This window comes from Pseudophaeobacter sp. C1-32P7 (assembly GCF_041008775.1).
In the GTDB taxonomy this organism is placed as follows: Bacteria; Pseudomonadota; Alphaproteobacteria; order Rhodobacterales; family Rhodobacteraceae; genus Phycobacter; species Phycobacter gallaeciensis_A.
In genome coordinates, this window is sequence record NZ_JAXGFR010000015.1 from 84,934 (window position 1) to 91,980 (window position 7,047).

At 59.3% G+C, this 7,047-nt stretch carries 7 protein-coding genes; 6 read left to right on the forward strand and 1 reads right to left on the reverse strand.

The annotated features are described in order from the left end of the window. Nucleotide 1 precedes the first annotated feature (1 nt). Genes SM763_RS18780 through SM763_RS18790 form a run of 3 tightly spaced genes read left to right on the forward strand, consistent with a single transcriptional unit; the run spans nt 2 to nt 2,600 of the window. Entirely contained in the window at nt 2-1,390 is a 1,389-nt protein-coding gene (locus tag SM763_RS18780; RefSeq protein WP_050686572.1) for a multicopper oxidase family protein, read from the forward strand. Continuing rightward, nucleotides 1,387-1,881 (forward strand): c-type cytochrome, encoded by a 495-nt coding sequence (locus tag SM763_RS18785; protein ID WP_005619169.1) that lies wholly within the window; start codon nt 1,387-1,389, stop codon nt 1,879-1,881. Before SM763_RS18780 ends, SM763_RS18785 begins: the two co-directional genes overlap by 4 nt. Continuing rightward, nucleotides 1,881-2,600, forward strand: a complete 720-nt coding sequence (locus SM763_RS18790; RefSeq protein WP_009824487.1) for a DsbA family protein — start codon at nt 1,881-1,883, stop codon at nt 2,598-2,600. Before SM763_RS18785 ends, SM763_RS18790 begins: the two co-directional genes overlap by 1 nt. Nucleotides 2,601-2,608: 8 nt before the next feature. On the opposite strand, the gene SM763_RS18795 is transcribed toward SM763_RS18790, so the two are convergent. After that, on the reverse strand, nt 2,609-2,815 hold the full coding sequence (locus SM763_RS18795; protein ID WP_005619165.1) for a heavy-metal-associated domain-containing protein: 207 nt from the start codon (nt 2,813-2,815) through the stop codon (nt 2,609-2,611). 137 nt (nt 2,816-2,952) lie between these two features. Here SM763_RS18795 and SM763_RS18800 point away from each other — a divergent pair, with 137 nt between their 5' ends. The 3 genes from SM763_RS18800 (at nt 2,953) to SM763_RS18810 (ending at nt 7,023) form a co-directional block, all read left to right on the forward strand. Further along, complete coding sequence (locus tag SM763_RS18800; protein ID WP_009824488.1) at nt 2,953-5,463, forward strand: heavy metal translocating P-type ATPase; 2,511 nt, start codon at nt 2,953-2,955, stop codon at nt 5,461-5,463. Between the two features lie 9 nt (nt 5,464-5,472). Further along, a complete protein-coding gene (cueR, locus tag SM763_RS18805; RefSeq protein WP_009824489.1) occupies nt 5,473-5,862 on the forward strand; it encodes a Cu(I)-responsive transcriptional regulator in 390 nt (129 codons plus the stop codon). A gap of 120 nt (nt 5,863-5,982) precedes the next feature. After that, nucleotides 5,983-7,023, forward strand: coding sequence for a DUF305 domain-containing protein (locus SM763_RS18810; protein WP_368999404.1), 1,041 nt, complete (start codon nt 5,983-5,985; stop codon nt 7,021-7,023). Nucleotides 7,024-7,047 lie beyond the last annotated feature (24 nt).

Sequence of the window (7,047 nt, forward strand, 5' to 3'; positions counted from 1 at the left end):
AATGATCACGCTCAATCGCCGCCAATTTCTGGCAACATCTGCTGCGTTCAGTGGTCTGTCGGCCAGCACTGGATTTGCGGGCACGCCATTCGCGACCCTGACAGCCCAGCAAAGCGACGTGCAGCTGCTGCCCGGCAACTATGGCAAGACATCGCTTTGGTGCTTTGACGGCGGCTCACCCGGTCCGGAGATTCGCGTGGCGCAGGGGGGGCGTGTCCAGCGCAGATTGGTCAACCGGTTTTCTCAGGGAACGTCGACGCATTGGCACGGCATCCGCATCGACAATGCGATGGATGGCGTTTCCGGCCTGACACAGGATGTGGTCCAGCCGGAGGAAACATTCGACTATGACTTTACTGTCCCGGATGCCGGGACCTATTGGTACCATGCCCATAATAGGTCGTTTGAGCAGGTGGGCAGAGGGCTTTACGGTGCACTGATCGTGGAAGAGGCCGAGCCTCTCGACATTGATCGCGAGGAAGTCCTGATCCTGGATGATTGGCTTATTGACCCCGAAACCGCGCAGATCAAAGACGACTTCGGAGCGCCTCATGATCTCAGCCACGCAGGGCGCATCGGCAACCTGCTGACGACCAATGGAACCTTCAATCTGGGCCTGAGTGCACGCAAGAACGAAAGACTGCGCTTGCGGCTGATCAATGCTGCCAATGCGCGCAATTTCCAACTGGGGCTGGAAGGCCTTGACGGTTGGGCGGTTGCTTTGGACGGCATGCCCCTGGCTGCACCCATTAAGGTGACGGAGCCGATGATCCTCGCTCCGGCTCAACGGATCGACCTGATCGTCGATGTGGTCGCGGATGTTGGTGAAACGGCTCATATTCTTCAGTTCGGCCGGGAAGAGGCCTTCAGCCAGGTTACATTCGAGGTCGTTGAGTGGGGCTCGAAAAATCGTCGAGACGCGCCTTTGGCCTTGCCGCCGAACGACCACAGGATGGTCGACTTGAGTGAAGCCACGATGCTCAGCCTGAGTATGGAAGGCGGTGCCATGGGGCGGATGAGGTCCGCTTCCCTTGGGGGCGAACTCAAGCCGATCGGCGAGATCGTCGAGGCCGGGTATTTCTGGTCGTTCAACGGCAAAGTGGACGGGATCAACGGTGATCCCCTTGCGCGGCTGGACCGCGGCCAGAATGTACGATTGAAGATCGTGAACGACACGGCGTTTCCGCACGCGATGCACCTGCATGGCATTCACTTCCACGAGGTCGCCGAAAACGGCACCCTCGGACCGCTGCGTGACACGACCCTTCTTGAACGGGGTCAGACGCGCGAGATTGCCTTTGTGGCGGACAACCCGGGCCAATGGCTGCTACATTGCCACATGCTGTCGCATGCGGCTTCGGGCATGATGACCAAGATCGTCGTTGGATGACCCCGCGATCCGTCTATCTTGCGTTGGGCGTAGTTACCGTTGCGGTGGCTACCATATTCCTGTGGACCCGGTCCGGCGGAACCGACCATACTGCGGAAAACCTCATCAACTCCTCAGCCGATGTGGCCGCGGGCGAAGTCCTCTATGCCGAAAATTGCGCCGCGTGCCATGGCGCAAATCTGGAAGGTGAAGAAAACTGGCGCAGTCCGCGTGATGACGGAAGCCTGCCCGCACCGCCGCATGATGCAAGCGGCCACACTTGGCACCACGCGGACAGCATGCTGTTCGCCTACACCAAGCTGGGGGGCGCCGAGGTTCTCGCGGCGCAAGGCGTTGACTTCAACAGCGGCATGCCCGGTTTCGGCGACCAACTGAGCGACGGGGAAATCTGGGACATCCTCGCATACATCAAGTCAACATGGCCGGAGCGTGAACGCGCCACGCAAGCCGAGCGCACGGCCCAGGATATTGCCTCACAAGGAGACGGATAATGAAAAGATTCTTGGCTACCACCGCACTGTTAATGCTTCCCATCGCTGCGACGGCAGACGGCATGGACGAAGACCGGATCAAGGAACTGGTGCTGGAAGCCATCCGCGAGAATCCGGGCATCGTGTTCGAGGCCGCGCAGTTGTTCGAACAGCAACAGCAGGCGTTGCAGGCGCAAGCCGCAGCGCAGGTTCTCGATACGGAAAAAGCCACGCTTGAAAATGATCCCAATGCGCCCGTTCTGGGCAATCCGGATGGCGATGTCACGGTTGTCGAATTCTTCGACTACAACTGCCCCTATTGCCGCCGGGTTAAACCTGAAATGGAGGCATTGCTTGCCGCTGATCCCAACGTCAGGGTCGTTTACCGGGAATGGCCCATTCTGGGGGACGGGTCGGTTTTTGCCGCCCGCGCGGCGCTGGCGTCCCGAAACCAGGGCAAATATGAAGAGTTTCATTGGGCCATGATGCAACTGAAGGAACGCGCAGAGGAAGCATCGATTCTCCGCACTGCGGAAGACATCGGCCTCGATGTTGCACAGTTGCGTAGCGACATGAACGGACCGGAAATAGAAGAACACATACAGACTTCCATGCGGCTTGCGCAATCTCTGGGGTTCAGTGGCACACCTTCATTTGTGATCGGCGACAGTCTTGCGCCGGGCCTGATCCAGGCGGACCAGATGATCGAGCTTGTCGATCAGGCACGGGCCGCCGAATAAGGACAAGCTTACGCGGCTGAAGCGTCGTAGCCAGCGTCAACGATGGCTTGCCGCACAGCGGCCTGTTCCAATGTGCTTTGGACAGTGACAAGGCGAAGGTCCAGATCGGACGTTACAACGGCTGATGGATCCTTTGCCTTGATGCCGCTTTCGATAGCGGATGTACAGTGTCCACAGCTCATTTTCGGGACGGAAAAAATCATGAAGGCCTCCATTTTTGGTACAACCTCAGACTTGGTCGTTCCATCGGGAGGAAGGTCAAGCAAATATCAGAAAAATAAATGAGATACTCTCTTGAGCTTCCAGGAACTGGAAGCCCTATATCAGGGTAAGTTCAACCGAGGAGTCTCTCATGACCGACCCCAATACGATACGTCTGTCCGTTTCCGGCATGAGCTGCGCGTCCTGTGTGGGCAGGGTTGAAAAGGCTCTCGGCGAGGTTCCAGGCCTTTCGAACGTCAGTGTCAATCTGGTGAGTGAAACGGCACAGTTTCAGACGGATGATGCAGCCACGACGGGCGCAGCGGTTGCGGCACTGTCGCAGGCCGGCTACCCGGCAAGCACGGCGCGCGTCACGCTGAACGTAGACGCCATGTCCTGCGCGTCCTGTGTCGGTCGGGTTGAACAGGCGCTTGTACGGACACCCGGCCTATTGAATGCGGCGGTCAATCTAGCAACCGAAACGGCTGTGGTAGAGTATCTTTCAGATGCCATCACCCCCGAAGAGATTGCCCGGATCAGTACGGAGGCGGGATACCCGGCCGAGATTGCGCAGAGCGATGCGCACGAGGACCGATCGGACCGCAAGGCAGAAGAAGCCGACGCGCTGGCGCGCCGTGTCATCCTTGCCGCGATCCTGACCGTTCCGGTGTTCGTTCTGGAAATGGGAAAACACACCATACCCGGCTTTGAGGGCCTGATTGAGAGCACAATCGGCATTCAAACGTCGTGGCTGATCCAATTCGCGCTTGCCACGGTGGTTCTGTTCGGACCGGGTTGGAGGTTCTTTGCGAAGGGCATTCCGGCGTTGATCAAGCGTGCTCCGGATATGAACAGCCTTGTCGCGCTGGGAACCGGGGCGGCGTGGACTTATTCCGTAGTCGCGACCTTCCTGCCACAGGTGCTGCCTGACGGTGTGCGCGCCGTCTATTTCGAAGCAGCGGCGGTTATTGTCGTTCTGATCTTGTTGGGTCGCTGGCTTGAAGCGCGGGCCAAGGGCAAGACCGGTGCAGCCATTCAGGCCCTTCTTGGTCTGCAGGCAAAGACAGCCAGGGTCCTGCGCGAGGGGCAGGCGACCGAGGTTGACATCAAGGAACTTCGGATCGGCGATCAGATCCTCGTGCGTCCCGGTGAAAGGCTGCCTGTCGATGGCGAGGTCACAGAAGGATCAAGCAACGTCGATGAAAGCATGATCACCGGTGAACCCCTCGCCGTGCCAAAGGCTGCTGGCGAACCGGTGACCGGCGGCACGGTGAACGGCACCGGGAGCCTGACCATAACGGCGACGCGGGTCGGGGCGGATACCACGCTGGCGCAGATTATCCGCATGGTCGAAGATGCTCAGGGGGCCAAGCTGCCGATCCAAGGCCTAGTGGATCGCGTGACCATGTGGTTCGTGCCTGCCGTTCTGGTTCTGGCGCTTGCGACTGTGGTTGTCTGGCTGCTGGTCGGTCCCGATCCGGCTCTGACCTTTGCGCTTGTGGCGGGTGTCTCCGTTCTGATCATTGCGTGCCCCTGCGCCATGGGGTTGGCCACGCCCACCTCGATCATGGTGGGGACAGGACGCGCTGCCGAGATGGGGGTGTTCTTCCGCAAGGGAGATGCGCTGCAACATCTGGACGACGTCGGCCTCGTTGCGCTCGACAAGACCGGGACGGTCACCCAAGGGCAACCCAGTTTGACAGACCTCATCACGGCCGACGGCTTTGACCGGGCAGAGATACTCGCCCTCATCGCATCTGTCGAGGCGCAGTCTGAGCACCCGGTGGCAGAGGCCATCGTGCAGTCCGCAAAGAGCGAAGGCCTGTCCTGGCCCGATGCGACGGAATTCCGGTCCGTGACCGGCTACGGTGTCGAGGCGCTTGTCCAGGGCCGCAAGGTTCATGTCGGTGCGGATCGCTTCATGGTGCAGCAGGGCATTGACACCAGCCCGCTGGAAGACCGCGAAAGGGCGTTGGCCGAAAAGGGACGCACCGCGCTTTATGCTGCGGTGGATGGAACCCTGGCGGCTGTGATTGCCGTGGCAGACCCGGTCAAATCCTCCAGCGCCGAAGTGATCGCAGCTCTGCATGATCGAGGGATCAAGGTCGCGATGATCACCGGAGACAAGAAGGCCACGGCAGATGCCATAGCCCGCGAGGTCGGGATCGACCACGTCATTGCAGGGGTATTACCGGATGGAAAAGTCGCCGCCCTGGACGAATTGCGGCAAGGGAACAGCAAGATCGCCTTTGTCGGGGACGGCATCAACGACGCGCCAGCACTGGCCCATGCCGATGTCGGCATCGCCATCGGAACCGGCACGGATGTCGCAATCGAAAGCGCCGACGTGGTGCTGATGTCGGGGGATCTGCGCGGCGTGGTGAATGCAATAGACGTGTCGCGCAAGACCATGCGCAACATCCGGCAGAACCTCATCTGGGCCTTTGGCTATAACGTCGCGCTGATCCCTGTGGCGGCGGGCGCGCTTTATTCAGCCTTTGGATTGCTCCTGTCGCCGGTGTTTGCCGCCGGGGCCATGGCGCTGTCCTCCGTGTCGGTTCTGACCAACGCGCTGCGGCTGCGACGGATCAAGGCGACGATGTCGGAACAGGATCCGCCCCACGACGCGGCGACGAAATTCGCAACGCAGCCCGCAGAATAGGAGACAGGTGTGAACATCGGAGAAGTATCAGAACGCGCGGGTTTGCCAGCGAAGACAATCCGCTACTACGAAGACATCGGCCTTGTCCGGCCTTTGCGCAGCGATAACGGATATCGCGCCTTTCGCGACAGCGACATCCACAAGCTCGCATTCCTGGGCCGCGCCCGGACCTTGGGGTTCTCGATAGAAGACTGCCGCACGCTGCTTGATCTCTATGAGGATGAGACACGGGAAAGCGCACAAGTAAAAGCGGTCGCACAAGAACACCTGGCGGCCATTGACGAAAAGATTGCCCAGCTCAGGTCGATGCACGATACGCTGTCACACCTCGTTGACGCCTGCCATGGCGATCACCGCCCGGATTGTCCGATTCTGAAAGATCTGGCCAAAGAGCCGTAGCGCATGATGCTTGGGGCCGACATTCTTCGGATTTTCGCACCGTAGCGTTGGAGTTTGTTGGAGCCCTCCCCCGCTGGAATGTTGTTTCTTCAGCAATTCAAGCCAAGGTGGAGGGATCAAATGTCTGAAGATACGACCGGGAAATCTAGCGGCGGGTCCCACGCCCGTTCAAGTGAAGATGCAGCACATTCGGGGGGCCATTCAGGTTCATCCTATGGCCGGTTTCTGGCGATGGTTGGCACGTCGACAGCGATCATGTTCGGCCTGATGTACATCAACTCGTACTCCTTCGAACATGTCTACTGGAGCGAAACCCGATTTTACATGACGTTCATCATGGGCGCGACGATTGCGACCGTGATGCTTCTGTTCATGTTGAACATGTACAAGAACAAGGGAGTCAACGCCGCGATCTTTCTCGGGTCTGTCGTGATGTTTGCCGGCGCGCTCTGGCTCGTGAGAAGCCAGGAGACCATTCAGGACGAAAGCTGGATGAGCGCGATGATCCCGCACCACTCCATCGCGATCATGACAAGCGAACGGGCCGAGCTGACAGATCCACGGGTCAAGGCTCTGGCTTCGGAAATCGTGACGGCGCAAAATCGCGAAATTTCCGAAATGCGTTTCCTCATAGATGACATTGAGGCAAATGGCGAAGCCGGTCCTGAATGGCCACTTGGTGAAGCGGACGGTCCGGCTGAAATGGAGGGGCTTCAAGAAGCGATTGCAACCCCGGTGATTGCCGGAATCCGTCCTGCACCGCTCAAAGCCGAAGAAATAACACGCGCACTGGGGTCCGACGGACAATGCCGTTTCATTCGCGCCGTGAACGCCGATCCCATTCTGGTCACGGACGGGGCGGGGAACGGCGTCGCCAAGATATCCGGATCGCTGGTCAACTTCACGTCGCAAGACACAGTGACGTCCGGTGGCGTCCTGTCTGCCGATGGTGGCCAATTCACGCTGGCGCCGGGTGACGCGGACGGTGAAGACGCCACCCTGCTGTTTGAATTGACGGGAGAGACGCCTCTGACTGTCGGATTTACCGGGTATTGGACCTGCAAGGGGTCACTGCATAAAAGTGACATTATTGTCCGGCTCGTGCGAACGAACCGGGAACTCATGCGGCATCGCGAAGATCATTTTTCCGAAGGGGCCTGAGGCGATCTGGGCTGAGCGGCGGGT

Coding starts and splice junctions, on each gene's coding strand:
- SM763_RS18780 (WP_050686572.1), top strand. CDS start 2: ATGATCACGCTCAATCGCCGCCAATTTCTGGCAACATCTGCTGCGTTC.
- SM763_RS18785 (WP_005619169.1), top strand. CDS start 1,387: ATGACCCCGCGATCCGTCTATCTTGCGTTGGGCGTAGTTACCGTTGCG.
- SM763_RS18790 (WP_009824487.1), top strand. CDS start 1,881: ATGAAAAGATTCTTGGCTACCACCGCACTGTTAATGCTTCCCATCGCT.
- SM763_RS18795 (WP_005619165.1), bottom strand. CDS start 2,815: ATGGAGGCCTTCATGATTTTTTCCGTCCCGAAAATGAGCTGTGGACAC.
- SM763_RS18800 (WP_009824488.1), top strand. CDS start 2,953: ATGACCGACCCCAATACGATACGTCTGTCCGTTTCCGGCATGAGCTGC.
- SM763_RS18810 (WP_368999404.1), top strand. CDS start 5,983: ATGTCTGAAGATACGACCGGGAAATCTAGCGGCGGGTCCCACGCCCGT.